This is a genomic window from Hyphomicrobium sulfonivorans, from assembly GCF_013306565.1.
In the GTDB taxonomy this organism is placed as follows: domain Bacteria; phylum Pseudomonadota; class Alphaproteobacteria; order Rhizobiales; family Hyphomicrobiaceae; genus Hyphomicrobium_A; species Hyphomicrobium_A sulfonivorans.
Genome location: NZ_PZPO01000001.1, coordinates 465,682 through 491,367, shown reverse-complemented (window position 1 = coordinate 491,367; position 25,686 = coordinate 465,682). Strand labels below are relative to the sequence as shown.

The window sequence follows — 25,686 nt, the reverse complement described above, 5'->3', positions numbered from 1 at the left end:
AACAGCGTCCATTGCAAGGCGCAACAACTTTGCGCCGGGACAAAAACAAAAAGCCCCGCAGGCAGGTGCCAAGCGGGGCTTGACTGGCGCTAAGCGCCGGATGTCAGTTCATCAAAGTGCGTCCATCGTCGGACGACAGCCGCGCTTCAGCATGGGGCATGTCTTCCAGGAACAGCTGCAGATGCCGCCAGGATGTTTCGTTGGCGCGGTTGTTGGCGCGGAATGCCTGCAGCATCGTGCGTGTGATGTCGAACAGCGCTTGCTGTTCGCCGGTGAGGCGTCCGTCGCCTGCGTCAGCTTCCAGATCCTCGACCATATCGCGCAGCACGGTTTCGAACGGGCCGTTGGGCAGCATCATCAGCACCGGCCAGCTCTGCGCCAGATCATGATACGCATCGTCCAGCATCTGCCTGTCCCAACCGGCCTGCGGACCGTGCAGCTTGCCTTTCATCAGCGTGTAAGCTTCGTCGAACGATGTGCGGGCCTCGTCTTCGCGCTGGCGCATGGCGCTGTCGAGCGCGGTATTGATGCGCCGCGCCCGCACGAACGCTTCGTTGGCGGCGATGGCGGTCACCAGAGCATTGCCGGGCGTGCGGTTCCAGGCCGCCGGCTCTATGCGCATGGCGGTCAGCAGCCGGGTGACGAAGCCTTCACGGATTTCGGTTGGCGAAAACTCATCGTCGGGCAACATGTGTTCGATAGCGGGCGCGCGCTGCGTAAGTGATCCGCCGAAGTGTTGACCCTGCTGCGCAATCGCAGCGGGTGCATCGGCCTGAGCAAGTCGCGGCTGTGCGATGTTAGCTGACAGCGTGCGGGCGCGGATGCGTGCCAGCGTCTTATAGAGATCGCGGTGGATGTAGTAATAGCCGGTGTCTTTGCCCGCCCGTTGCACGCGGCCGAGTGTAGCGCCGGCATTAAGCGTTGAGCGCACGATGCGGCGATCTTCGTCCAGCACTTCGGCCAGATTGATTTCTGCGGTGAAGCCTTTTTCCGGATCGATCGGCTGCATATACGACAGCACGATTTCAGCGTTGCGGTTGAGATCCGGCAGCAGTGCCACGCCGACAATCTTCTCCAGCTCGGCCAGATCGACGTTGTCGCGATTGGCTTCGAACGAGCGCTTGGCAACGATGGACAGGAACTCGAACAGCTCCGAGCGCACCAGATAGCGATTGGTGGCGGCATCTACCGCAACTGCGCTGATGGTGGCGCCTGCGTTCAGCACATTCATCACCTGATGGCGCGTGTGTGGTTCCAGCAGCTCCGGGCGCACCTCGGCCATGTAGCCGTCGGCGTTGGTGATTGGCCGCATGGCATCCAGCGCGGCGCGAGCATTGTCGAAGGTATCCGGCAGCAGCGCGTTCTCGATGATCGCTTCAAGCTGCTGCGAGTTGCGGCCCTTGCTGGTGGGCACGTCAGCCAGCGGCGAGCGCACAGCGTTGGCGCCGAAAAGACCGGTCATGAAGATGAGCGAGTCGATGCCAATGGCGATCGCGAGGGCAAGGTAGGCGAGGCGGTTGCCATCCTGAAACGCGTTCCACGAAACAACGAAGCGATGCGCGCGGTCGTCGCGGTTCATTTCGGCGAACGCAATCGTGCCGCGCAGCTCGTCGGTTTTCTGGCTGGGCAGGCCGCTGTCGGAAAGACACTTCACCGCGAAGCCGAACAGCGCATCGGTGGAGCGCTGGGCAGCCAGCTTGTCGCCACCGACGCAGTTGGCGTTGAAGGTTTTCACGCCGGCCTGCAGGGTGAACAGCGCGGCTGCTGCTTCGCTCGCCTGCTTGGGATCGCAATCGATGCCGGCCACCTTCTGCTTGGTGACGTCAGCGGCATACATCGCGCTGTAAAGCTGGGTGCAGCGTTGCTGCACCAGAGCAAGACGCTCGGCGGCGGGCGACTGGCGGAACTCGGCGCGTGCTGTTTCGAACGCGGGCAGCACCCGGCCGGGATCGACGCGCGGGGCTGCGTCTTCACCGCCGGTGTCGGTCTGCATCATGCCGATGCGCTGGGACGCAGTTTCCTGCTCGCCCTTATACTTCGCCAGTTCACCGTCGATGGACGCCAGCTCGCGCTTGATCTGCGCGATGCGCGTGTCGGCGGTGTCGAGCCGCTTCTTGGCGTCCTTAACGCGATCGTCCTGAATTTTGTATGCGGCCTGCATGCGCGATAGATCGCCCATCAGCTGGCGATATACCGGCCCGCGGCCTTCCTTCAGCGTGCCTTCGACACCTTTGCTCTCGGCCATAGCCTCGACGCGCTTGGCATCGATCGCCTTGGCGCGCGTATCGAGCTCGGTCTTTGCGGCCGAATGATCGGCGGCGAGTGTGGAGCGGTCGCTCTCAAGGCGCGCAAGTTCGTCCGTGATGCTGGTCTTCTTGCTGCTCAGGCCTGCCTGTCCGCTCTGTGCGGTGGCGATACGCTCCTGCTGCTCCATGATGGAGCGGTTGCGGGTCTCGATCTGATCGTTGAAGTAACGCTCGATCTCGCCTGAGGAATCCTGCGCAATCGATGCCAGCCGGTCGAGCTGGTCTTCATACTTGTGCCAGCCTTCGCTCTGGAACAGCGACGATGTTTGCACCTGCTCTTCGTTGGCGATGGTAGCGCCAATATCGGCGATGATGGCGGATACCTGATTGGTAGCACGCAACTCGGAAACGCGCTCGCGCTGGTCCTGCGGGAACACGACGTTGAAGCGGCTGTCGAACGAGAAGAACACCGATGTCGCCATGGTGGCGAGAAACATCACCCACAGCATCGAGTTCTTGGCCATGATGCGCAGCGCCTGTGCGTACGGTGCGACGACATCGGTGCGCGCGAACACAACGATGAGGCCGAGCACGCACAACACCGCTCCGCCCGCCAGCAGCGTGTTGATGACGTAGCCGGTATCAAGGCCGTAATTGTATTGATAAACGGCGATGCCCGCGATCAGCAGCGCGGCACCCAGTATTAGAATGACGATGAGCGGAGCGGTGACGCGGGCAAGGCCCGAGCGCGCAACGGTGTTCATGCCGGTGGCGAAGGTTTCGCCGATCAGCCAGGCGCTGATCAGCATCACGCAGTGAATGCCGAAGGTGAACATCAGCGACAGCACCGGTTCGCCGGTGAAGTTCGTCATGCCGTCCCATGTGGTCCAGCCGCCCGCCAGCGAAAGCGCGATCGCGGCTGAGCCCAGCATCGCGAGCTGCCAGTTGGTGAAGAACACGTCCTCGATCACGCGCCAAAGCCGCGGTCCAACCTTGAACATGGCGACCGTCGCGGCGATCACCAGCACGGCAATCAAAACATATCTGGCGTACCCGGCCGGGTTCGCCATCACGGCATCAACTGCCTGACTGAAGTCCATCGGTTTCCTGTCCCATCGGGCGGCCGCAGTACGTGCCCTCTGCTGCTTTTATCACAGCGGCGCAAAGGTCACGCGATGCAGGATAGGTACAGCACCGGACCACTTATTGGCAGGAATTGGGCGATCAAGGTTTCATGGAGAGCTTTTAATGTCGTTCCGGCTGGTGAATCCGCAGCATCGGCCGGGCACAGAAGATGCTTTCAAGGCACAAAATGCGGCCGGCAAGAATATCGGTCGACGTATTATTCGTCAGGTCTTTGAGACATGTAGCAAATGACGTTGCCGCGGCAGGATAACGCGGCATGCCCTGCAAAATACTGGCGCGCTCTCCTCAGACTGCCTCGAACAGTGCGGCAAGTCCCATGCCGCCAGCAACACCAAGCGCGGCCACACCGAGCGAGCCGCCTCGGCTTTCCCCGCGTGCCATGCGGGTGAAAAGTCGCGTGACGAGCACCGAGCTCGCCGCGCCCAGGGGATGACCACGGGCGATAGCGCCGCCGTCGGCGTTCAACAGGTCTTCGTCAAGCTCAAGGCTGCGGGCGAAAGCGATGGCCTGCGCGGCCGAAGTTTCATTCAGCTCTATGCAACCCAGATCAGCAACGCTGAACGGGCGTGGGCCGCCCGCGAGGCGTTGCATCACCTCAATCGGCGCTGACGCTTCATGTTCAGGGGAAACGCCGCGCGCAGCATGGCTGAGAAAGCGTAGGCCACGTGGCTTGCCGAGCGACGCCCACACATCCTGCGAGACGACGATCGCCACTGACGCGCCATCGTGCAGGGAAGCGGTGTTGGCTGGCGTCAATGTGCCGTCCGGCAGAAAGGGCGCCTGCTGGGCGAGGTCTTTGAAGTCGGGCGCGATGGAACTCTGGTCGCGCGCTTCCTCAGGATTGGAGCGCAGTGGCGATATTTCGCCGACAAACCGCTTTGCTTCCCGGGCCTGCTCGGCCTTGAGATGCGAACGTAACGCGTAGGCGTCCTGCTCTGCCCGGCCGATGCCGAACTTTGCTGCCAGCGCTTCGGTGGATTCCAGATGGGCGGGGCCGTCCCGCTCCTCACCCGAGCCCGGTTCCGGGCTGAGAAAACGCGGCAGTTGCGTCAGGTTGCGGGGCTTTGCGACCCGCCACGGCGCGGTGGAGATGGCTTCAACTCCGGCGGCAACGACGGCGTTGACCTCGCCGAGCGATATGGCTCGCACTGCGGCCAGGATCGCATCGAGCCCTGACGCGCATTGCCGGTCTAGCGTGGCGGCAGGCACGTGCTCGGGCAGGCCAGCCGCAAGCGCGATCAGACGGGCCGGGTTGCCGCCTTCGGTGGTGTTGCCGACAATGAACTCGTCGATGCTGCCGGCCTCAAGTCCGCTGTCGCTCAGCGCGACTTCGACCAGAGGCGCGCACAAATCTTCAGCGCGACGGTTCTTGTGCAGTCCGGCAATGCGGCCTATGGCGGTGCGCCGCGCCGCAACGATGTACGCCGATGGAGAATGCATATGCGCGTTGTCGTTCTCGAATAATCAATACGCTAGGGAGCGGGGCAAGACATTCGCCAGGCCTGCCCGGTGCCTGCCGCCGTTGTTCTGTTTCTGCAATCAGTTAGCAAACACACGATGGTGGCGGAAAAGGGATGCTCTGAAGGAGGGATTCTGCGGGCGGTGTCGCGGCTATGCCCCGGCGGCCCGGTGGTATAAAGTAACGTTTCCGAATTTGCCCGGAGCAATTGGGAAGTCGCGATGACCGAGGCGCAAGCCAAGCCGAACGGGCCTATGCCGTCCGCTCAGATGGAGCGGAAGCTGGCTAAGGCGGTCGAACGGGCCCAACAGGCATTCATGGAAAAGAACTTGCGTTTCACGCAGCTGCGCCAGGACGTTTTCGCGGAGATTGCGGCCACCCACGCGTCGATCGGCGCATACGATATTCTTGCGCGGCTGGCAGAGAAGGGTACGCGGCTGGCGCCGATCTCGGTTTATCGTGCGATAGATGCGCTGCTGGAAGCTGGTGTCATTCACCGGCTGGAAAGCAAGAACGCTTTCTTTGCCTGCCGTCGCATCGAACACCGCACTGGGCGTCGTCCCATCTTCCTGGCCTGTGAGAACTGCAATGGAGTGCAGGAAGTGGACTCGGACGGTATTTTTGAAACGATCGACCGGCTGTCCGCTGCAGCATCCTTTCAGCCGCGCGTGAAGTTCGTCGAGGTCTCGGGCCTATGCGAAGCGTGCCGGCCGGGTAAGGACTGACGCACATGGCCGGCACGGATACAAACCTGACAGCCGCAGCGGCGGCTCCGAACGCGTGCGGTCACGCGTCCAGCCACGGATGCGCGCACGCCCAGGCCGATCATAACTGTGCCGGAGAGACGCCCGCGTTCAATCCCGACGCGCTCATTTCCGCCCGTGGGGTTAGCGTAACGCGCGGCGGGCGCGACCAGCTCATCGACGTGAACCTCGACATCAACGAGCGCGAGATCGTTACGCTGATCGGCCCCAACGGTGCGGGCAAGTCGACGCTGGTGCGCGTATTGCTGGGCCTGGAGAAGCCGACGCGCGGTGAGGTGCATCGGCGGGCCGATCTGCGCATCGGTTATGTGCCGCAGCGCTTCGACAGCGATGTATCCGTGCCGATGACGGTCGAGCGGTTCCTGACGCTTGGCCTTGGCCGCAACGGTGGTCGGGTTGAGGATCTGCTGCGGCAGGTGGATGCTGCATCGGTGGCGCAGCAGCAGCTCGGCCAGCTTTCCGGCGGCGAGTTGCAGCGCGTTTTGCTGGCCCGTGCGCTGCTGCGTAAGCCGAACCTGCTTGTGCTTGATGAGCCAGCGCAGGGCGTCGATTACAGCGGCGAAGCCGATCTCTACAACCTGATCGGGCGTCTGCGCGATGAAGCCGGTTTTGGCGTGCTTCTGGTTTCGCACGATCTGCATATCGTGATGGCGCGCTCTGACCGCGTGGTCTGCCTCAATCGCCATGTGTGCTGCTCGGGGGTGCCGCAGGCGGTGGCGCAGCATCCGGCCTATGGTCGTCTGTTCGGCCCGCAGGCGGCGCGGGCGTTCGGCATCTATCGGCATGAACACGATCACCACCATGACCTGGCCGGGATGCCCCATCCCGCCTCGGGCGACAACGATAGCGACAGCCCGGAGGGCGGCAGCGCGTGCTGATATTTGAACCCTTCTTTCTGCGGGCGCTGCTGGCCGGTATCGGTTTGGCAATCGTCGCGGCTCCGCTCGGATGCTTCGTCGTGTGGCAGCGTCTTGCCTACTTTGGCGAGACGGTTGCGCAGGCCGGGCTGATCGGCGTCGCGCTGGGCCTTGCGCTGCATATGGATGTCACCTGGGGCGTGCTGGTGGTTGCTTTGCTGGTGGCGGCGCTGCTGCTGTGGTTCGGCCGCCAGAAACTGGTCGGCCTCGATTCCGTGCTGGGCCTTCTGCACCATGCCGCGCTTGCCGCTGGCGTCATCGCAACCTCGATGCTGGATGGACCGCCGGTCGATCTCGCCGGGTTTCTGTTTGGCGACGTATTCGCGGTCAGCTCGACTGATGTGACGATCATTTATGTCGGCGGGGCCATCGTGCTGGCTGGCATCCTGCTGCTGTGGCAACCGCTGCTGCGACTGGCGGTACACGAGGAGCTGGCTGCGGCCGAGGGCGTGAAGCGCGACAGGATCCGCGCCGCGTTCATATTCCTGCTGGCGGTGACGATCGCCGTCGCGATGAAGATCGTCGGCATCCTGCTGGTCATGGCCTTTCTGGTGGTGCCAGCCGTGGCGGCGCGTCCCCTTGCCGGCACGCCGGAGCGGATGGTGCTGCTGACGGCTCTGATTGCGGTCGCCAGTGTGGTGGTGGGGCTATGGCTGTCGTTTGCCTTCGACGCCTCCGGTGGCCCCTCGATCGTGATCGTAATGTCGCTTGTGGCCGCGCTTTCTCTGAGCTGGGCGGCGCTGGGTCGCGGCAGCGGGGCCACGCGATAAAGGATTAACCGACGCCAGCCGATGCCAGCCCTCTGGCCAATCGGTGGCAGCTGCATTAGACCATGATCGCTGCGGACCCTGTCAGCCCGCAGCGTGAATCATCGGTCTCATAACGACGAGAGCCACATCGCGGTTTAAAGAAACGGGATCGTGCTCTAGTTAGACCCTTGGTGCCAATGGCGGATATGCAAGCCATGCAGGCTACGGCCACTCTCTTGATTGCTCCCCGGCGCTCCTCCCATTCCGTCCGCGTCTCGGGCGTTACTGTGGGGGGCGGCGCCCCCGTCGTCGTGCAATCGATGACCAACACCGACACCGCCGATATCGAATCCACCGTGACGCAGGTTGCGGCGCTGTCCCGGGCCGGGTCGGAGCTGGTGCGGCTGACGGTGGACCGTGACGAGGCGGCGAAGGCTGTGCCGCACATCCGCGACCGGCTGGCGAAGCAGGGCGTTTCGGTGCCGCTGATCGGCGACTTCCACTACAACGGCCACACGTTGCTGGCGGACAATCCAGCCGCAGCGGAAGCGCTAGCGAAATATCGCATCAATCCGGGCAACGTCGGCTTCAAGGACAAGAAGGACCGCCAGTTCGCCGCCATCATAGACACGGCGCTGCACTGGAAAAAGCCGGTGCGTATCGGCGTCAACTGGGGCTCGCTGGATCAGGAACTTCTGACGCGGCTGATGGATGAGAACGCACGCGCGGCAGAGCCTAGGGATGCGCGCGCGGTGATGCACGAAGCCATCGTGCAATCGGCATTGATTTCAGCGGCGCGTGCCGAAGAACTCGGCATGACCGCTAACGACATCATCCTGTCGGCGAAGGTGTCGGCGGTGCAGGATCTCGTCAGCGTTTACACCATGCTGGCGGCGCGCAGTGAATACGCGCTGCACGTCGGCCTGACGGAAGCGGGCATGGGCTCGAAGGGCATTGTCGCCTCCACGGCCGGCATCGGCATTCTGCTGCAGGCGGGCATTGGCGACACGATCCGCGTATCGCTGACGCCGGAGCCGGGTGGCGCGCGCACGCTGGAAGTGCGAGTGGCGCAGGAAATCCTGCAGTCGATGGGGTTGCGCTCGTTCATGCCGGTGGTGACGGCCTGTCCCGGTTGCGGCCGCACCACGTCCACCGTGTTCCAGGAACTTGCCCGCAACGTGCAGGACATGATCACCGACCGGATGCCGGACTGGCGCCGGCGTTATCCGGGCGTCGAGACCCTGAATTTCGCCGTCATGGGCTGCATTGTGAACGGGCCGGGCGAATCCAAGCAGGCTGACATCGGCATTTCGCTGCCGGGCACGGGCGAGACGCCGTCCGCGCCGGTGTTCATCGACGGCGAGAAGGCCATGACATTGCGTGGCCCGAACATCGCGGCGGACTTCCAGAAAATCGTGGAGGACTACATCGAACGCCGGTTTGGGAACTCCAAGGCTGTTGATGTGGAGACGCAGGAGCGCCATACGGCATAGGGCGCTGCCGCAACCCGTGGGGGAATACGAATGACAACAACAATCAAAACGCCCACGGTGCGCCTCGGCTCGCGGACAATCCTGACGGCTGCGGCGCTGGGTGCGGCGGTTGTCGCTCTTGGCGGATGCTCCGGCTCAAGCCTTCCCGATACCGACCGCGTGTTTCTCTCCGCCGCTGGCGGCTGGGACCGTAACCGCGACGGCGTGGTGACGTGCGAGGAGTGGAAGGAATACGCCACCGAGCTGTTTAACGCCGCCGACGGCAACGGCGATGGCAGCCTGGACCGCACGGAATACGCCAAGATCATCTCCACCGATCGCATGTTCCAGACCGTGGACTTCAGCTACTACGACGCCAACGGCGACGGCAAAGTTGATCGCACCGAATTCGTCGATAAGCCCAATCGCGCGTTCGCGCTTCTGGACAAGGACAATTCGTGCCGTCTGACCGCTAATCAGGTCGCTGGCGCGCGCGCTAACGCCGAACAGATCTTCGAGCACAAGAAGGCAGAGTCCGGCGACCCGCGTGAATCGCAGAAGGGTGGACCTGGCGTCGGCGGCGGCATGTAACCGGGGGGCGACACGCCCTCCGCACCCTTCCGCAGTGGCCCCGAATACCCCGCCGCATTCTTAGCCGATTGTTAGGGCTGATGCCGCTATCTGAGCGGCGCGTTGTGGCCACATTCATCCCGGAAATGGGGCAGCTTCGCCACGTCCCTGCCAAGCTCACGCCATTGGCAAATCCTAAGCTCGAAGCGACGTCATCGAATTGGTTAATTCGATGAACTTTTTTGCTGCCGGAGCGTTAACGCGTGGCTTCAAAACGAACAAACATCCGCAAAAATCAGGAACCCCTCGCCATGAACAGATTGCTGCTTGCAGGCGTTGCCGCCGCTGCGTGGTCCAGTGGCGCGCTAGCCGCCGATCTTGGCCCCTATAATCCGCCGCGTGCCGAGCCTTACTACGAGCCGGCCTATGTGCCGGTGCAAAGTGGCGTATGGAACTGGCAAGGCCTCTACATGGGCGTCAACGCCGGTTATGGCTGGGGCAACGATAACGCCGTTTCCTTCAACGGTATCGGCGGCGGCGTTGGCAACACCAATCCGGACGGTTGGTTCGGCGGCGGCCAGATCGGCTACAACGCGCAATTTAATTCGCTGGTGCTTGGCGTCGAATGGGATATTCAGAGTGCTGATCTCAGCGATTCAACCGTGCTCAGCAGCGGCTTCACCGGTGTGACGAGTGACGTCGACTGGTTCTCAACGTTGCGCGGCCGTATCGGTTATGCAGCCGGTCCGGCACTGCTCTATGTAACCGGCGGTCTCGCCTTCGCCGATGTGCAGTTCAACGGTATGTCGCCGACCACCAGCATTTCCAGCAGCGAAATCCAGACCGGTTACACGGTTGGCGGTGGTATCGAGTGGGCGTTTGCGCCGAACTGGTCGCTGAAGAGCGAATATCTCTATGTCGATCTCGGCAGCGAGACGTTCTCGACGCCATCCGGCACTTACACGACCGAGACCGATTTCCATAGTGCGCGCGTGGGTCTCAACTACCGCTTCTGAATCCAGCGCTGAGGCTGTAAAGCGCAGCGCGCCGCGATCGCACCACATTGCAAAAGGCGCTCTTCGGAGCGCCTTTTTTGTTTGCGGTCAGTGCTCGCGTTTAGCCGCGAAGTGTGCCGCCTGAATGAGAGGTGAGGCGCGTTCGCCAAACTGTGCCAGCGCTGCTTCAGCGCAGCGTACTGCTTCAGAAAGCTGCGCGCGTGCATTGTCGATGCCGATGAGATCGACAAGCGTTGCCTTGCCTGCCGCTGCGTCCTTGCCCGCAGCCTTGCCCATGGTTGCGGCGTCGCCTTCGGCATCGAGCAGGTCGTCAGCAATCTGAAACGCCAGCCCCAGATTTTCGCCGTAGGTGCGCAACGCGTCACGCTGGACGGGCGAGGCTGCGCCCAGCACTGCACCGGCTTCGCATGCCGAAGCAATCAGCGCGCCGGTTTTCAGCGCTTGCAGATGGCGGATGTGATCAGCGCTCGGCCGTGCAGGTTCGTTACGTTTTTCCGCTTCAAGATCGAGCATCTGTCCCAGCACCATGCCGCGACCGCCAGCGGCCTTCGCCAGCAGGGCCACCATCTGTGCACGAACCACCGGATCTGCGTGTGCGCTCTCGCTTGCCATGATCTCGAACGCCAATGTCAGCAATGCATCGCCGGCAAGAATGGCGGTCCATTCGTCGAAGGCCTTGTGAACCGTGGGACGCCCCCGGCGCAGATCATCGTTGTCCATCGACGGCAGGTCGTCATGGGCAAGCGAATAGCAATGAACGCACTCGAATGCGGCAGCCGCATCAAGCGCGCTCTCGGTCGGAACGCCGAACAGCGCCGCGCTCTCGATCACCAGAAACGGGCGGAACCGCTTGCCACCGCCCAGCAGCGCATGGCCCATGGCAGCGTTCAGTCGGCTGCCTTTTTGCGGCCCGTATTTTGCAAGCATTTCCGCGAGGTGCTGTTCGATCCGCTCCGCCCCGGTGGCGAGCCTTTGCACAAAGGTCATTTTTGGCTACCTAACTGCGATCGGACCAGCGCGCCAGAAGCGGATGGGCGCTAGAGTGCTTCCGGAAAATGGGAACCGATTTTCCAAAAAGCGCGATGGAAAAACTGGCTAGAGCTGTTTCCTGATTCCATCAGGAGCGGAACGGCCCTAGAGCGGTGAGACAAGCCGCGCATATAGCATCGGAGCGACGCAAACACAGTATGGAAAGGTCCGATCCTCCACGGCCGCCCGCCAAGGCCTTTCCCGCGTCCCCGGATGGGCAGTCTAAGCCATCGGATCAGGATGGGACTGTCGCTGGCGTTGAGGCGTATGCAGCGCCGCAGCCGCCCTTGGGAACAGCCGAGGGGCCGGCGGGCGAGGGGCCATTCTTAGGCTTCAGCAGCATGATCGGCCCGAATGCGGATAGCCAGCCCAGCGAAGCTGCTGCAGCGGCCGCCGGTGACGAGCTGGACCATGTGGGGCACCCCGCCGAACCTGCGCCGAGCCAAGTGCCTGAGCCTGCTCCTGAGCTTTCCTTGCCGCCGGCACCGATCTCAATCGCCCCGCAGCCGGACGTGTTTTCTGATGGAGCGGATGGGACGAGCAATCCGCAGGTGGTCCAGTCGCCGATCGTGCCGGACGAAGCCGCATTAGTGGATCACGCCGCGCCAGCGCCAGAAGCCGAAGGCGTTCCTGCATTGGAGCCATGGCCCGATCCCCTGGAAACGGCACAATCTGATGGCGCCCCGGAAGCCTCGCAAATGGTGGCGGCTGATGAAAATTTCGGTTCGCAGGCCGCAGCAAACTTTGCTGATGTTGTGAAGGCCGGCAATCCTGCGAATGAGGCCCCGGAGCCAACGCCAGCGGGCGCTGCTGTGGCGGGCTTTGCGGCAGGCGATAACGACGACGAGGCCGTAGAGAGCGCTGCGGAGCCTGTGGCGCGCAATGCATCGCCTGCATTGGTTGCGGCTGAGGCAACGGCCAGCAGCAACGATGCAGACGCTGTGTTCGGCTTTGCGCCGGCCGATGCCAATACCGCCGATGATGCGGCACCGTTCCTGCCCGAGATGTCCGAGCCTGTAACGGGGCCTGATATCGGTTCCTGGCGGGCGCCGGAGCCGGCGCTGCCCTCGCTGGATGCGCCGATAAACCCTCCGGCATCGAAGCTGTCGCTCCACCCGGATTCACATAGCGATTGGACGCCGAGCATAGAGGCGGCTCCGGCGCCGGCAGCCGCTGCGCCAGAGCCCGACTTCACAGAGCCCGACTTCAGCCGCATGTGGTCGGAGCCGCAGGCGGCAGCGATGGCGGCTCCTGCGTTTGCGTCTGCGGCCCATGCAGCTGATATCAGTTGGCAGAGCCCATCCTCCGCAGCGCCAGCCGCCGGGCAACCGGGGCGACGGGGCTGGAAGGCCTTTACCTACCGAGTGGCGCGCATCGGCTTCTTTGTGCTGGTGGGCTGGTTTGCGTTCGTGCTGGCGTTGGTGGTTCTATATCGCTTTGTAAATCCACCGTTTTCCATGCTGATGGCGCAGCAGTGGCTGACCGGAACTTCGATCCAGAAGCAGTGGGTGCCGCTGGAGCAGATTTCGCCCAACCTGCAGCGCGCGGTTGTCGTGTCGGAGGATTCGCGCTTCTGCCAGCACTGGGGCATTGATCTTGAGGAGATGGCCAACGCCATCCGGCGGTCGGGCGGCGGCTATCCGCGCGGCGCCAGCACCATAACCATGCAGTTGGCGAAAAACCTGTTTCTGCTGCCGACGAAGAGCTACCTGCGCAAGATGGTCGAAGTGCCGCTGACCGTGGCCATCGAGCTAACCTGGCCCAAGGCGCGGATACTGGAAGTCTATCTGAATGTCGTCGAATGGGGGCCGGGGGTGTTCGGGGCCGAGGCGGCATCGCGCACCCATTTCAAGCGCCCCGCTTCCGAGCTTACGGCCCGTCAGGCGGCGCAATTGGCGGTCTCGCTGCCGAACCCGATTGTGCGCAATGCCGGCCGCCCGGGGCCGCTGGTGCGCAAGCGCGCTGGCGTCATTCAGCAGCGTGCGGCGGGTGCCCGTGGCGTGCTTTCGTGCATTAGCCAAGGGCGTTAACGCTTTGTGAGGTGGTGCGGCTGTCTTCCATGACAACGCCAGACCACTGGAACTCGGCGAAGAATGTAGTATAAGGCGCCCCAACAGGCTTCCCGCTGGCTTTGCCGCCGAGGGGCGCTTAGTGGATATTCGCTTTCACAGTCGGGATTTGCAGGGCCCGAAAGGCCCGGCAGCGGTGTCTTTGGCTCCGCGCCAGCCCGACTTTCACCTCGGAGTTTACTCAAATGGCCGTTCCGCGCAAAAAAGTATCGCCCATGAAGAAGGGCCAGCGCCGTTCTCATCACGCAATCGCTAACCCGTCCTATGTCGAAGACAAGGATTCGGGCGAGCTGCGCCGTCCGCACCACATCGATCTGAAGACCGGCAAGTATCGCGGTCGCCAGATTCTTGAGCCCAAGGCTGACGTCTGATCCTTTTTTGGTGCCCGGAATCATGTTCCGGGCGCAAAAAATTGTGGGTTGACGCATTGAGACAGCGTGCCGCATCTGTGGTGCGCTGCAATGTCATGCCGAATTCAGGGCGTTGCGCGAAAAAATTCTGCCGCTCCGGAAATGGCCAGAAATCGGCGTAATGTCGGGGCAGAAGTAGGCATCTGAAACCGCTGGCGGGCAATTTTCGCCCGTTGTGCTCGTGCTCCGGCCAGTGCTGGCCAATAGGGGGAATGCGTTATGTCGCTCCGGTCCATCCCGTCGATCGTCTTTGCTCTGATCATCTACAACGCCGTTGTGTTCGTTTCCGGCGGCACTGAGGTTCTGGGCAATTCGCTGTTTGAACTGCCGATGCTGAGCGGTGGACACTGGAGCTTCAAGGTTGGCGACGCGATCATTCTGCTGACGCTGTTCCTGCTGTTCGCTGAGCTCATCAAGTCGACCTACACGTCCACGTCGTCGCTCGTCGATCACGGCCTGTCGATGGTGCTGTTCGTCGTCTGCCTCATCGAGTTCCTGCTTGCTCCGCTGGCGGCTACGTCGACGTTCTTCCTCATCACCGTTGCGACGGCTATCGACGTCATCGCCGGCTTCACCATCGGCATCCGCGTTGCGCGCCGCGACCTTGCCATCGGTGGCATGGAGCATTGACGCTGGCTGACGTGCGAACGCCAATCATTCAGCGAGCGCACGAACTGCAACGCTGCAAATAAAGAAAAACCCCGCGGGCCTGGCCAGCGGGGTTTTTCTTTGTGTCGAGATGTGCTGATCAGCAGGAAGCTAACGCCGCAGCAGCGCCGGAAATGCGCTGTTTTAGGCGCTAGTCGCGATCCTGCGAAAGCTTGTCCAGCTTCTGCTGCATGCTGGCGAGCTGTGCCTTCAGGTCGTCAATATCAGAGCCGGACTCCGCCGATGTTTTTGCTGCGGCGGGAGCTGGAGCAGGCTGGGGCCGTGCCTGTGGTGGCTGCGCACCCGGAGGCTTGGGCGCGCCGGGCATGCCCTGCGTGAATGGATTGCTCCACATCGAGACCGCCTGCTCGAACATCTGCATGTTCTTGCGCGCGAGGTCCTGATAAACCTCGAATGCAGCTGTCGGATTGGAGAATGCGGAAGTGAACTGCGAGCGCAGCTTCTCCTGATCCTTGACCAGATTCTCCATGCTGAACTGGAGATATCCCGGCACCATCCGACCGATGCTGTCGTCATAGAAACGAATGAGCTGACGCAGGAACGGCACGGGAAGCAGGGTCTGACCGCCGACGCGGTTCTCCTGCTCAACGATGATCTGTGTCAGGACGGAGTGCGTGAGATCGTCGCCGGACTTGGCGTCGTAAACGACGAAGTCGCGGTCGGATCGAACCATCGCAGCCAGATCCTCGAGCGTCACGTAGGTGCTCGTTTCTGTATTGTAGAGCCGGCGGTTGGCATATTTCTTTATGACAACCGCTTCTTTCTTTTCGGCAGAGGGGTCGGGTTTGTTCAACATTCCTGAGAGCCGCCAGACGTATTTTGCACCGCGGCAGCGTAACACACCCCGGACCGCATGGGCCAGCCGTTTGTGTTGACCGTTGCAGCCAGATGGCGCATTAGCTGGCGGCAAGCCTAAGCTTTGGTAATTCGTGGTTTACGCCACGGCCGGGCCGGCCCCCAGTTTTAACGGGTGCTGCCCGCCTTGGGCGTGGCGCCCCAATTCGCAAACTCCACATTCTTCACAAAAGGAGCCTTCCCGAATGAGCGACGACAATACAACCATCGTCATTGCGAGCGCGGCGCGCACTCCAGTTGGCTCATTCAATGGTTCCCTCGCGACTGTGGCCGGCCATGACCTCGGCACGATCGCGATCAAGGCCGCGCTCGAGCGGGCCAAGGTTGAGCCGGGTGACGTGTCGGAAGTGATCCTCGGCCAGGTGCTGACCGGCGCCCAGGGCCAGAACCCGGCCCGTCAGGCTTCGATTGGCGCCGGTATCCCGGTCGACAGCCCGGCCTTCACGGTCAATCAGGTTTGCGGCTCGGGCCTGCGCGCTGTCGCCCTCGGTGCCCAGCAGATCCTTGCAGGCGATGCCAGCATCGTCGTTGCAGGCGGTCAGGAGAACATGAGCCAGTCGGTGCATGCTTCTCACATGCGCAACGGCACCAAGATGGGCGACGTCAAGTTCGTCGACACGATGATCAAGGACGGCCTGTGGGACGCGTTCAATAACTACCACATGGGCACCACCGCCGAGAACGTTGCTCGCCAGTGGCAGATCTCGCGCGAAGATCAGGACAACTTCGCCGTCGCTTCGCAGAACAAGGCTGAAGCCGCGAAGAAGGCCGGCAAGTTCAAGGATGAAATCGTCGGCGTCACCGTCAAGGGCCGCAAGGGCGACGTCATCGTCGAAGAGGACGAGTACATTCGCGACGGCGCCACGCTGGATAGCGTTGCGAAGCTGCGTCCGGCTTTCGACAAGGCTGGTACTGTCACCGCCGGTAACGCATCGGGCATCAACGACGGTGCCGCTGCGCTGGTGCTGATGACTGCCGCCGAAGCCAAGAAGCGCGGTATCGAGCCGCTCGCACGCATCGTTTCGTGGGCGCAGGCCGGCGTTGATCCGTCGATCATGGGCACGGGCCCGATCCCGGCTTCCAAGAAGGCTCTGGAGAAGGCCGGTTGGGATGCCAAGGATCTCGACCTCGTCGAAGCCAACGAAGCGTTCGCTGCGCAGGCCTGCGCAGTCAACAAGGGCGTTGGCTGGGACACGGACAAGGTCAACGTCAATGGCGGCGCGATTGCCATCGGTCATCCGATCGGTGCTTCCGGCGCCCGCGTGCTGACCACGCTGGTGCATGAAATGAAGCGTCGCGGCGCCAAGAAGGGCCTTGCCACGCTTTGCATCGGCGGCGGCATGGGTATCGCCATGTGCGTTGCACGCGACTGATTTAAAGAACGGGGCTTTGACGCTTAGCGTCGGGCCCCGTTTTTTATCGCATCACTGAAATCGTCATTATCCAAATCAAGAGACCAATCGAGGGAGGTTCTTCATGGCTCGTGTTGCCCTGGTGACGGGTGGTACGCGTGGTATTGGCCACGCAATTTCCGTCGCCCTGAAGAATGCGGGCTACCGCGTCGCCGCCAACTATGCTGGCAATGACGCCGCCGCGCAGCAGTTCCAGGCCGAAACCGGCATTCCTGTTTTCAAGTGGAACGTTGGCGACTATGACGCCTGCGCCGCTGGTATCGAGCAGGTGACGAAGGAAGTTGGCCCGGTTGACATTCTCGTCAACAACGCCGGCATCACGCGCGACGCCATGCTTCACCGCATGACGAAGGAGCAGTGGAACGAGGTCATCAACGTCGATCTCGACAGCCTGTTCAACATGTCGCGTCCGGTGATCGACGGCATGCGCGCGCGCAACTTCGGCCGCATCATCAACGTTTCGTCCATCAACGGCCGCAAGGGTCAGATGGGCCAGACGAACTATTCGGCCGCCAAGGCTGGTGCACACGGCTTCACGAAGGCTCTGGCCGCGGAGAGCGCTGCCAAGGGCATCACCGTCAACACCATCGCTCCGGGCTACATCGCCACTGAGATGGTTGCAGCGGTGCCGAAGGAAGTGCTCGACACCAAGATCATTCCGCAGATTCCGGCCGGCCGTCTGGGCGAAGCCGACGAAATCGCGCGCGCCGTGGTGTTCCTTGCTGCCGACAGCGCCGGCTTCATCACCGGTGCCTGCTTCGACATCAACGGCGGCCACTACATGGCTACCTAAGTGCTTCCGGAAAAGTGGGAACCGGTTTTCCGACAAGAAGCACGACCAAACAAACAGCTAGAGCCTTTCGGCGATTCAACGAAACGCTGAAAGGCTCCAAGCCAGCAGCCAAGATCTGTTTTTGGAAATGGCCGGGCTTCTGTCCGGCCATTTTTTTTGGCCAGTTGTGTTTAGTGTGGCGTGCACTCAGGCGCAGGGGCGGCGACGTTTTCGGAGTGCTTGAATGCGCCGATGCCCGCAGCCCAAAAGAAAACGGCCGGGGAAGCCCCGACCGTTGAAGTGATCTTGAAGTTTATGCGTCTCTTATCCGCGCAGACGGGTACGGATGATGCGAGGGAAGTCGTCTCCACCCGTTCCGGTCGCCTGTCCGGTATCTTCATTGCCCCACCAACGCTGGTTTGGGTCGCCCTGCTGGCCTGACGGATCCATCATGCCTGTCTGCGATGGCTGGGCCATGCCGGGCTGCTGCTGCCACGTCGGCGCGTAGCCATCCTGCTGTTGCGGAGCGCGCTGACGCTGCTGCGGCTGGGCTGCTGCCACGGGTGCAGCAAACCATGCTTCGATGAGATCCAACTCGTCAGCGGAAAGATTGAGCCCCTGTCCACGGCAACGCGCGACGACGAAGTTGCGGAACCGTGATGCAAACAGGCTGGGCGATGCACCCTGATCGAACCAGGGATCAGCCTCGCTCACCACATCGAGAACAAAGCGGACGTCATCACGGCGCACGCCGATGCCAACGCTCTCAGCGCGCTTCACGATGTTCGCCAGCGTTTGCTGACCTGCCAGACCATTGGCAGAAATTTCCTGCGCCATCACATCAAACAGCGTGCGGTAGTCCTGCGGTGACAGCGTCGGGGCCTGGCTGGCCTCGTGAATGCGAGCGATCGACTGCTGGATCGAAGCAGCACCCTGTGCGGTCCGCGGCGACATCGGCGCATGCTGTGCAGGGGCCTGCTGCGGCTGAGGCACGTGCTGGGGCTGCAGCGGCTGGCGGAACGCCCCCGGCTGGCCCGTGAGGGTCTCGGGCTGAGCCGGGGTCATCGGCTGATGCTGCTCCATCGGATTGGGGTAATCGTTGGGTGCAGCGATTTGCCGGTGATTGGGATTGGATTGCTGTGGGCCAAAGAAAGGCGCCAGCGAACGCTGTGACATCAACCCTTCAGCGCGCGAGGGATCGGCAACGGGCATCTCGGCCCGTGGTGCCACGCGCGCGTCCATGCGCGGCTGCTGTGCCGGCACCGGCATTTCTGCGCGGGGCTGCATCTCAGCGCGCGGCTGCTCCATCACGCGGTTTTCAATGCGCGGAGCACTCGCCTGCGCCGCGCGGTTGGCGTCGTAGACAAAGTACGGCGGCTGGGCCGTGAGCCGGATATCTTCCGGCAGACCGCGCAAAAGCAGGTCGCGGAAGCTTCCGGTGCCACCCCATGCCGAACCTGCGGTCTTTTCGTGCCCAAGAACGCGCACACAGCGGTCGGCGAGCGCTTCAAGCGGCACCGGCTGGTCGGCCGTGCGCACGATGTTTGCAACTTCGGTCAGGATTTCCTTGCGCACGGCTTCGATGGAAGCTGCGCTCGGCAGCGCCTGCTGCTGACCGCTACGCTGCTGCGCTTCCGACTGGTCGGCAATCTTGTTGCTGCCATCCGTCAGCAGCGCCAGGAAATTGGCTTCGCGGATTTCAGCATCGCAGATGGCGGTGTAGGGCGCAGCGGTGTGATCGTTCGAATAGATCACCGTGCGGCGTGCGTGGGAACGCAGACGGTGCAGAACGGGCGTGAAGTCGGCATCGGCGGAGAGGATAACGAACTCGTCGAAGCGGGTGTCGTGCGTGAGGATATCGCGCACATCCATGACCATGCGGATGTCGGCCGAATTCTTGAGCTGGGCAGTCAGCGGTGGGCAGTCGACCACTTCGAACCCGGCGCGCAGGAAGTGATGGCGCACGAACGGGAACGAGCTCATGTCGGTGGAGTTGTCGTTCTGATTGCGGCGGGGAACCGGATTGCCGTAGCAGCGGCAAATAACCAGACGCCGCTCAGCATCGGCCTTCGGCGCGTTGGTCGCCGTCATCAGAGATCCGTTGATGATCTCTTTGAGCCACGCGCCAGCATCCTTGGAGAACCGCTTCGCAGCGTCCTCACTCTTGCGCTTCAACGACAGATAGACGTTGTCGTAGTCGACAAACACCGCTGTCAGAATTGGCCCTGACGACTCGCGTTTCATAACCCACATCCCCCCGCATGGCCGTAGCAATCACGTTGCGAGAACCATTTGGTGAGTCGCATATGCGCGGCAACCGTCTGACAGCCAACAAGGCTGGAAAACTGTGTGCGAACGGTGGGTTAGAGATGATCAGCGTTGGTCGTTAGCGGTGGAAAACGCGATTCTGATGTTTCGATGCAACATAAGGGCTGTCTGGATGGCCACAAGCTGGCGCGCCGTGCAGTTCAATGTTTGGTCACGTGCGTGGCGGTGAAAAATCCGGCGGCCCGAGTTCAAACTTCTCGAACAGAAATCCCGGCGCTACCGTGCAGCTAACCAGCGTCCAAGCGCCCAGACTGCGCGCACTCTGCCAGTATCCCGGCGGAACAATGCCTTGCGGGCGCTCTCCTTCGACGAGATCGGAACCGACAATCAGATCGGTGATCGTTCCATCCGGCGGCGCGATGGAGAGCTGCAGTGGGGCGCCGGCATGCCAATGCCAGATTTCCACCGCGTCAACGCGATGCCAGTGCGATACCTCGCCCTGGCCCAGCAGAAAATAAATCGCTGTCGATGCGGCGCGCGCTCCGCCGTCGTCGGTCGCGATAGTGTTTTCGTCGCGAAAGGTTTCGCGGAAATGGCCGCCTTCGGGATGCGGCTTCAGATCGAGCATCCGGATGATGTCGGCGGCGGAGAGTTCGCTCATTGTGTCAGCTTCTGTTTTTCAGTTCGCGCACAGCCGCGAACACTTCCCAGTCCGCTGCATCCTTCAAGCCCAGCAGCGATCGTATCGCGTCCGAATGCGGACGCAGAAACGGATTGGCTTCCATTTCGAGGTCAAGCCGTGTCGGCAGCGTTGGCAGATTGTGATCGCGGAGCTGCTCGACGCGAGCGGCGAAATTGATGAGCGCCTGATTGTCGGGTTCCAGCGCCAGTGCAAAGCGCGCGTTGGATTGGGTGTATTCGTGACCGCAGTAAATTTGGGTGTCGGGCGGCAGACGCATGATTTTCTGCAGCGACTGCCACATCCCTTTCGGCGTGCCTTCAAAGATGCGTCCGGCGCCGAGAGAAAATAGCGCATCACCGGCAAACAGCACTTTCGCAGCCGGAAACCAGTAGGCGATGTGGCCAATCGTGTGGCCGGGGGTTTCCAGAACCTCGATATCGAAATTGCCAAAGCGCAGCGTGTCGCCTTCGCCGACGGCTTTGTCGATGCCGGGAATGCGATTGGCTTCACCGCGCGGGCCGCTGACTGTGCAACCTGTCGCCTGCTTCAGTTTCAGAATGCCGCCGGTGTGATCGTTGTGGTGATGGGTGACGAATATGTGTGTCAGCTTCCAGCCCTTGACGGCCAGCTGCGCCAGCACCTCTTCGGCGTCGGGCGCATCGATCGAGGCCGTTACACCTGCATCGGCATCGTGGATCAGCACGCCATAATTGTCGGACAGACAAGGAAACTGCTCGATTTCGAGCTTCGGTGTCATGCGGAGCGGCACCCTGACGAGTTCTGATGGAAAATTGAATGAAGCAAAGGGTAACCGTGCTGCGCAGGTATGACAACGTCATCGCGCCGAAGGCTTGAATTGGCGGGCGAAGCGGTCAGAGTGGCGGCTGAAGCAACTGGACGGACATACGGGTGCAGTCACACGCAGACGAATTGCAGGCTTTTTATGCAACGCCGCTGGGGCAGACGGTGCGCCGCATGCTGGCGCATCGCATCCGCGCGCGCTGGCGCGGCCTCAGTGGCATGACGCTGGTGGGATTGGGTTACACGTCGCCGTTTCTGGGCGCGTTTCGCGGTGAAGTCAGCCATCTCGGATCGCTGGTGCCCGACAGCATGGGCGGATGTGCGCGCTGGCCGACAAAAGGGCCGTCGCAAGCGGTTCTTGTCGACGACAATCGACTGCCGCTGGCGGATGGTTCGGTTGATCGCCTGCTGGGCGTACATTGCCTGGAGGTGGCCGATCACACCCGACACCTGCTGCGCGAGATGTGGCGCGTGCTGGCACCGGAAGGGCGGATGATACTTGTGGTGCCGAACCGCCGTGGCGTGTGGGCACGTCTCGATAAAACGCCGTTCGGCCACGGGCGACCCTATAGCCGGCAGCAGCTGACGCAGCTTCTGGAAGGCGCAATGTTCACGCCGATGGATTGCAATGGCGCGCTGTTTTTCCCGCCGTTCGGATGGCGTGTCATGCTGCGCTCATCGACGGCATGGGAGCGCGTGGGCGCAAATCTTTCGCCTGCGTTTTCCGGCGTGCTGATCGTTGAGGTTGCCAAGGAGCTGATGGCGCCGATCGGCGGCAAACCGCAGAAGGTCCGGCGGGCAAGGCAGCTCGCAACCGTCACCAATCCGGCGGCACGGCGCGAGGTTTCGACGCCGCATGAGAGAAAAGCAAAGGAAGCGAAGGATCAGCCTGCTTCGCGATAACGCTGCGCGGTTTGCAGATCGACCGATACGAGCTGCGAGATACCCTTCTCCGCCATCGTGACGCCGAACAGACGGCTCATACGCGACATCGTCATCGGGTGATGGGTGATGACGAGGAATCGCGTTGCGGTTTCCTCGGCCATGTTCTCCAGCAGGCGGCAGAAGCGATCGACGTTGGCATCGTCGAGCGGCGCATCCACTTCGTCCAGCACGCAGATGGGTGACGGGTTGGTGAGGAACACGGCGAAGATCAGCGACATCGCGGTGAGCGACTGTTCGCCACCCGAAAGCAGCGAAAGCGTTGCCGGCTTCTTGCCCGGTGGCTTGGCTATGATCTCAAGGCCGCCTTGCAACGGGTCTTCGCCAGCAACCATTTCAAGCCGCGCTTCGCCGCCGCCAAACAGCGTTGTGAACAGCCGCCCGAAGTGCGCGTTCACCGCTTCGAATGCTTCATTCAGGCGCTTGTGGGCTTCGCGGTTGAGTTGGCCGATGCCGCCGCGCAGCTTGGCGATGGCGCTTTCAATGTCGGCTTTCTCAGTCTCCATCGTATTGGTTTGTGCGCTGAGCGTTTCCAGTTCCTGATCGGCAGCCAGGTTGACGCCGCCAAGGCGCTCGCGATCACCACGCAGACTGTTCAGCTTGCGTTCGACCTGTGAAAGCTCGGGCAACGGCGCACCCGGTTCCGGCTCAGCCAGCGCCAGACAGTTCTCCGGCGCAACGTCCAGTTCCTCGCGGATCTGGCGCGAAACATCCTGGCGGCGTGTGCGCGCGGCCTCAAGCCGGGCCTCGGTGCGGGCGCGGCCTTCGCGTGCTTCGGCGACGGCGCCCTGCGCCGCCCGCAGCGTCAGCACTGCGGCCTTGGCTGAGGTATCGGCTTCTGCGACGGCATCCGCCGCTTGCTGGCGCGCCGCTTCCGCTTCCGACAGTGCGGTTAGCAGTTTGCCGCGCTTCTCGTCGATTGCTGCGGGAATGTTGGCCAGCGTTTCCAGCTCCGCGCTTGCTTCAGCAAGCCTCGCCTTCAGGGCTTCGATCTGTTTGTCCGCACCGGCCGAGCGTGCCGTCCAGCGCTCGCGGTCAACGTTGATGGCGGAGCGGCGGTTGGCGCGCATGCGCCGGTCGCGCTCGATATTCGCCAGCGCACTGCGGGCGTCGGCCAGTTCCATGCGGCGCGCTTCTGCTTTGGTTTTAGCTTCAGCGAGCGGTGTTTCGAGGTCGTCGGCGGCGGCAAGACCAGCGGCGGCCTGCTCAGCTTCTGCCAGCAGAGATTGCGCCAACGCGAGTTCTTCTTCAGCGCGGCTGCGCGCGCCGGTAACGCTTGCCAGCTTGCTTTCAGTTTCGCGCGCGGCGCGCTCAATCGCGGTGAGATTATCACGCGTTTTCGCCAGCATGGTCTGCGCTTCGCGTCCAAGCTGACGCAAGCGTTGCTCTTCGGTGCGGGCGGCGGTGAGTGCTTCCGAGGCATGGCGCTCGGCCGCTTCAGCGGTAGCGACTGCGGTACGCGCTTCCGCTTCCTCCAGTTCGATGGACGACAGGCGATTGCGCTCGGCAAGGCGCTGCGCTGCGGGTGTCGCGCCCTCGGCCGCAGCGGTGAAGCCATCCCAACGCCACAGATCGCCAGCGCGCGTAACGAGGCGCTGGCCGGGCTTTAACTTCGCTTGCAACGCGCGGCCCTGCTCAACGTCATCGACGATGCCGGTCTGGCGCAGGCGGCGATCAAGCTCCGGCGGCGCCTTGACGTGCGCAGACAGCGATTTGACGCTGGCGGGCAACGCAGGGTCGGACGCGGCCGCAGGCACATTGCGCCAATGGACAGCCGCCTGCTCCGCTGCCGGGGCTTCGAGGTCGTCGCCAAGCGCGGCGCCGAGTGCGGTTTCATATCCGGCCGCGACGCGCAGGCGATCCACAATCGGCGGATAGTCGGCCTGGCGCGTGCCGATCAGCAGCTTCACCAGCGTTTCACGTTCTGCCCGCAGCGTTGCAAGCCGCAGCCGCGCCGCTGCACCGCCCTCGCGCGCAGCATCGTTGCTGACGATCAGCGCCCGCGCATGATCCTCGGCGGCCAGCGCCTGAACTTCCAGCTTGGCGATTTTTTCCGCGAGCTGTTTTCCAGCGTCGGTAATCTGCTGCAGCTTCTGCGCGTCCGGAGCACGGCTGGTGATTTCCTGCGTCTGCGCATGCAGTTCGTCGAGCTGGCGCCTCAGCTTGGCGATGCGCCCCTGCCGCTCAGACAGATTGGCTTCGATGGTCTGACGGTGTGCGCGCTGTTCAGCGAACTTGGTGGTGAGGTCGGCAAGGCGCGCTTCCGCGAGGCGCTGATTGTCCTGCGTTTCCTCCAGACGTTCGTGGGCGCGGTCTTTTGTTTCCTCGGCCTGTACATCGTCGAGCGCCAGTGTTTCCAGCTCGGCTGCGAGGTTGGCCAGGATCTCACGCGCTTCGGTAATCACATCCTCTTCGCGGGCGATGTCGGCGGTGAAGTGCTCCGCGCGGGCGCGCATTTCCTGCTCGCGGTCGGCGGCGCGTTTGGCTTCCTGCTCCAGATTTTCCTGCTCGATGCGCAGGCGTCCTACGGCTGCGGCGCGCCGGGCTTCCTCCTCGCGCAGCGGGTTCATCGTCTCGGCGATGCGCGCTTCTTCGGCCAGCGCACGCGCTTCTTCTTCGGTTGCTGTGCCGAGCAGCGCCAGCGCGTTGCGCAGATTTGTTTCTTCCGTGTCGACGTGCGTCTGCGCATCCACCCATGTCAGATGCATCAGTAGCGCTTCGGCACGGCGGATGGCGTCGGATATTTCCTTGTAGCGCCGGGCCGCGCGCGCCTGCCGCTTCAGGCCTTCAACCTGCGTGTTGAGCTGACCGAGAACGTCGGTGAGGCGTTCAAGGTTGGCTTCGGCAGCCTTAAGGCGCAACTCGGCTTCGTGGCGACGACTGTGCAGGCCGGCGACGCCCGCTGCATCCTCAAGAATGCGGCGACGCTGCTCCGGCTTGGCGTTGACGATTTCGGCGATCTGTCCCTGCCGCACCAGCGCGGGCGAACGCGCTCCGGTGGCGGCATCCTCGAACAGAATTTTGATGTCGCGGGCGCGCGCTTCACGGCCATTGATGCGATAGGCGGAACCGGCCTCGCGTTCAATGCGGCGGGTGATTTCCAGATGATCGGAGTTGTTGAACTCGGCTGGCGCCAGCCGTGCACTGTTGTCGAGGAAGATCGTCACCTCGGCGCTGTTGCGCGGTGGGCGGCCGGTAGTGCCGGCGAAGATCACATCGTCCATGGCGGCCGCGCGCATGCTCTTGTGCGAGGTTTCACCCATCACCCAACGCAGCGCTTCGAGCAGATTGGATTTGCCGCAGCCGTTGGGGCCGACAACACCCGTCAAGCCGGGCTCGATGACAAGCTCGGTCGGCTCGACGAACGATTTGAAACCCAGCAATCTGAGGCGCGTGATCTTCATCGCGGTTCCCAAACGGCAGCCAACGTGTCCGCGG

Annotated in this window: 20 protein-coding genes; 12 read left to right on the top strand and 8 right to left on the bottom strand. The window is 62.6% G+C overall.

The features are described 5' to 3' along the window. Positions 1-103: 103 nt before the first annotated feature. Both C6Y62_RS02200 and C6Y62_RS02195 read right to left on the bottom strand, forming a co-directional pair. Complete coding sequence (locus C6Y62_RS02200) at positions 104-3,346, bottom strand: SLC5/6 family protein (protein WP_173952610.1); 3,243 nt, start codon at positions 3,344-3,346, stop codon at positions 104-106. 331 nt (positions 3,347-3,677) lie between these two features. Beyond that, on the bottom strand, positions 3,678-4,832 hold the full coding sequence (locus tag C6Y62_RS02195) for a thiolase family protein (RefSeq protein ID WP_173952609.1): 1,155 nt from the start codon (positions 4,830-4,832) through the stop codon (positions 3,678-3,680). Between the two features lie 240 nt (positions 4,833-5,072). On the opposite strand from C6Y62_RS02195, the gene C6Y62_RS02190 reads away from it, so the two are divergent. The 6 genes from C6Y62_RS02190 (at position 5,073) to C6Y62_RS02165 (ending at position 10,339) form a co-directional block, all read left to right on the top strand. Continuing rightward, positions 5,073-5,576, top strand: a complete 504-nt coding sequence (locus C6Y62_RS02190; RefSeq protein ID WP_068463205.1) for a Fur family transcriptional regulator — start codon at positions 5,073-5,075, stop codon at positions 5,574-5,576. A 5-nt stretch (positions 5,577-5,581) separates the two neighbouring features. Continuing rightward, positions 5,582-6,493: an ATP-binding cassette domain-containing protein gene (locus C6Y62_RS02185; protein ID WP_173952608.1), complete on the top strand. Its 912-nt coding sequence runs from the start codon at positions 5,582-5,584 to the stop codon at positions 6,491-6,493. Beyond that, positions 6,487-7,302 (top strand): metal ABC transporter permease, encoded by an 816-nt coding sequence (locus tag C6Y62_RS02180; RefSeq protein ID WP_173952607.1) that lies wholly within the window; start codon positions 6,487-6,489, stop codon positions 7,300-7,302. The genes C6Y62_RS02185 and C6Y62_RS02180 overlap by 7 nt, the downstream gene beginning before the upstream one ends. Positions 7,303-7,496: 194 nt before the next feature. Beyond that, on the top strand, positions 7,497-8,774 hold the full coding sequence (ispG, locus tag C6Y62_RS02175; protein ID WP_420844136.1) for a flavodoxin-dependent (E)-4-hydroxy-3-methylbut-2-enyl-diphosphate synthase: 1,278 nt from the start codon (positions 7,497-7,499) through the stop codon (positions 8,772-8,774). Between the two features lie 30 nt (positions 8,775-8,804). Next, on the top strand, positions 8,805-9,344 hold the full coding sequence (locus C6Y62_RS02170; protein ID WP_173952606.1) for an EF-hand domain-containing protein: 540 nt from the start codon (positions 8,805-8,807) through the stop codon (positions 9,342-9,344). A gap of 290 nt (positions 9,345-9,634) precedes the next feature. Further along, positions 9,635-10,339, top strand: a complete 705-nt coding sequence (locus C6Y62_RS02165) for an outer membrane protein (protein WP_173952605.1) — start codon at positions 9,635-9,637, stop codon at positions 10,337-10,339. An 87-nt stretch (positions 10,340-10,426) separates the two neighbouring features. Here C6Y62_RS02165 and C6Y62_RS02160 read toward each other — a convergent pair whose 3' ends face one another. Beyond that, the gene (locus tag C6Y62_RS02160) at positions 10,427-11,326 is read right to left on the bottom strand and encodes a polyprenyl synthetase family protein (protein WP_173952604.1); all 900 of its coding nucleotides are present in this window, start codon (positions 11,324-11,326) and stop codon (positions 10,427-10,429) included. 383 nt (positions 11,327-11,709) lie between these two features. Between C6Y62_RS02160 and mtgA the strand changes: the two genes are divergently transcribed. The 3 genes from mtgA to C6Y62_RS02145 all read left to right on the top strand — a co-directional run bounded on the left by mtgA (position 11,710) and on the right by C6Y62_RS02145 (position 14,477). Continuing rightward, positions 11,710-13,398 carry a monofunctional biosynthetic peptidoglycan transglycosylase gene (gene mtgA / locus C6Y62_RS16160; RefSeq protein WP_198491317.1) on the top strand — a complete coding sequence of 563 codons (1,689 nt, stop codon included), beginning with the start codon at positions 11,710-11,712 and terminating at the stop codon, positions 13,396-13,398. 224 nt (positions 13,399-13,622) lie between these two features. Continuing rightward, positions 13,623-13,808 carry a 50S ribosomal protein L32 gene (rpmF, locus tag C6Y62_RS02150; RefSeq protein WP_068463193.1) on the top strand — a complete coding sequence of 62 codons (186 nt, stop codon included), beginning with the start codon at positions 13,623-13,625 and terminating at the stop codon, positions 13,806-13,808. Between the two features lie 258 nt (positions 13,809-14,066). Beyond that, entirely contained in the window at positions 14,067-14,477 is a 411-nt protein-coding gene (locus C6Y62_RS02145) for a hypothetical protein (protein ID WP_068463191.1), read from the top strand. A gap of 169 nt (positions 14,478-14,646) precedes the next feature. On the opposite strand, the gene phaR is transcribed toward C6Y62_RS02145, so the two are convergent. Next, positions 14,647-15,312, bottom strand: a complete 666-nt coding sequence (phaR, locus tag C6Y62_RS02140) for a polyhydroxyalkanoate synthesis repressor PhaR (RefSeq protein WP_173952603.1) — start codon at positions 15,310-15,312, stop codon at positions 14,647-14,649. A 244-nt stretch (positions 15,313-15,556) separates the two neighbouring features. Here phaR and C6Y62_RS02135 point away from each other — a divergent pair, with 244 nt between their 5' ends. After that, positions 15,557-16,744 (top strand): acetyl-CoA C-acetyltransferase, encoded by a 1,188-nt coding sequence (locus C6Y62_RS02135; protein WP_068463188.1) that lies wholly within the window; start codon positions 15,557-15,559, stop codon positions 16,742-16,744. A gap of 103 nt (positions 16,745-16,847) precedes the next feature. Beyond that, a complete protein-coding gene (phbB, locus tag C6Y62_RS02130) occupies positions 16,848-17,576 on the top strand; it encodes an acetoacetyl-CoA reductase (protein WP_068463187.1) in 729 nt (242 codons plus the stop codon). 303 nt (positions 17,577-17,879) lie between these two features. On the opposite strand, the gene C6Y62_RS02125 is transcribed toward phbB, so the two are convergent. The 3 genes from C6Y62_RS02125 to gloB form a co-directional block, all read right to left on the bottom strand. Beyond that, positions 17,880-19,799, bottom strand: coding sequence for an NYN domain-containing protein (locus tag C6Y62_RS02125; RefSeq protein WP_173952602.1), 1,920 nt, complete (start codon positions 19,797-19,799; stop codon positions 17,880-17,882). 235 nt (positions 19,800-20,034) lie between these two features. Continuing rightward, complete coding sequence (locus C6Y62_RS02120) at positions 20,035-20,484, bottom strand: cupin domain-containing protein (protein WP_173952601.1); 450 nt, start codon at positions 20,482-20,484, stop codon at positions 20,035-20,037. Between the two features lie 4 nt (positions 20,485-20,488). Beyond that, a complete protein-coding gene (gloB, locus tag C6Y62_RS02115; protein ID WP_068460885.1) occupies positions 20,489-21,262 on the bottom strand; it encodes a hydroxyacylglutathione hydrolase in 774 nt (257 codons plus the stop codon). A 152-nt stretch (positions 21,263-21,414) separates the two neighbouring features. Here gloB and C6Y62_RS02110 point away from each other — a divergent pair, with 152 nt between their 5' ends. Further along, a complete protein-coding gene (locus C6Y62_RS02110; RefSeq protein WP_338074309.1) occupies positions 21,415-22,209 on the top strand; it encodes a methyltransferase domain-containing protein in 795 nt (264 codons plus the stop codon). Here C6Y62_RS02110 and smc read toward each other — a convergent pair. Continuing rightward, positions 22,191-25,652 carry a chromosome segregation protein SMC gene (gene smc, locus C6Y62_RS02105; RefSeq protein WP_173952600.1) on the bottom strand — a complete coding sequence of 1,154 codons (3,462 nt, stop codon included), beginning with the start codon at positions 25,650-25,652 and terminating at the stop codon, positions 22,191-22,193. The two genes, C6Y62_RS02110 and smc, sit on opposite strands and share 19 nt — an antisense overlap. Positions 25,653-25,686 lie beyond the last annotated feature (34 nt).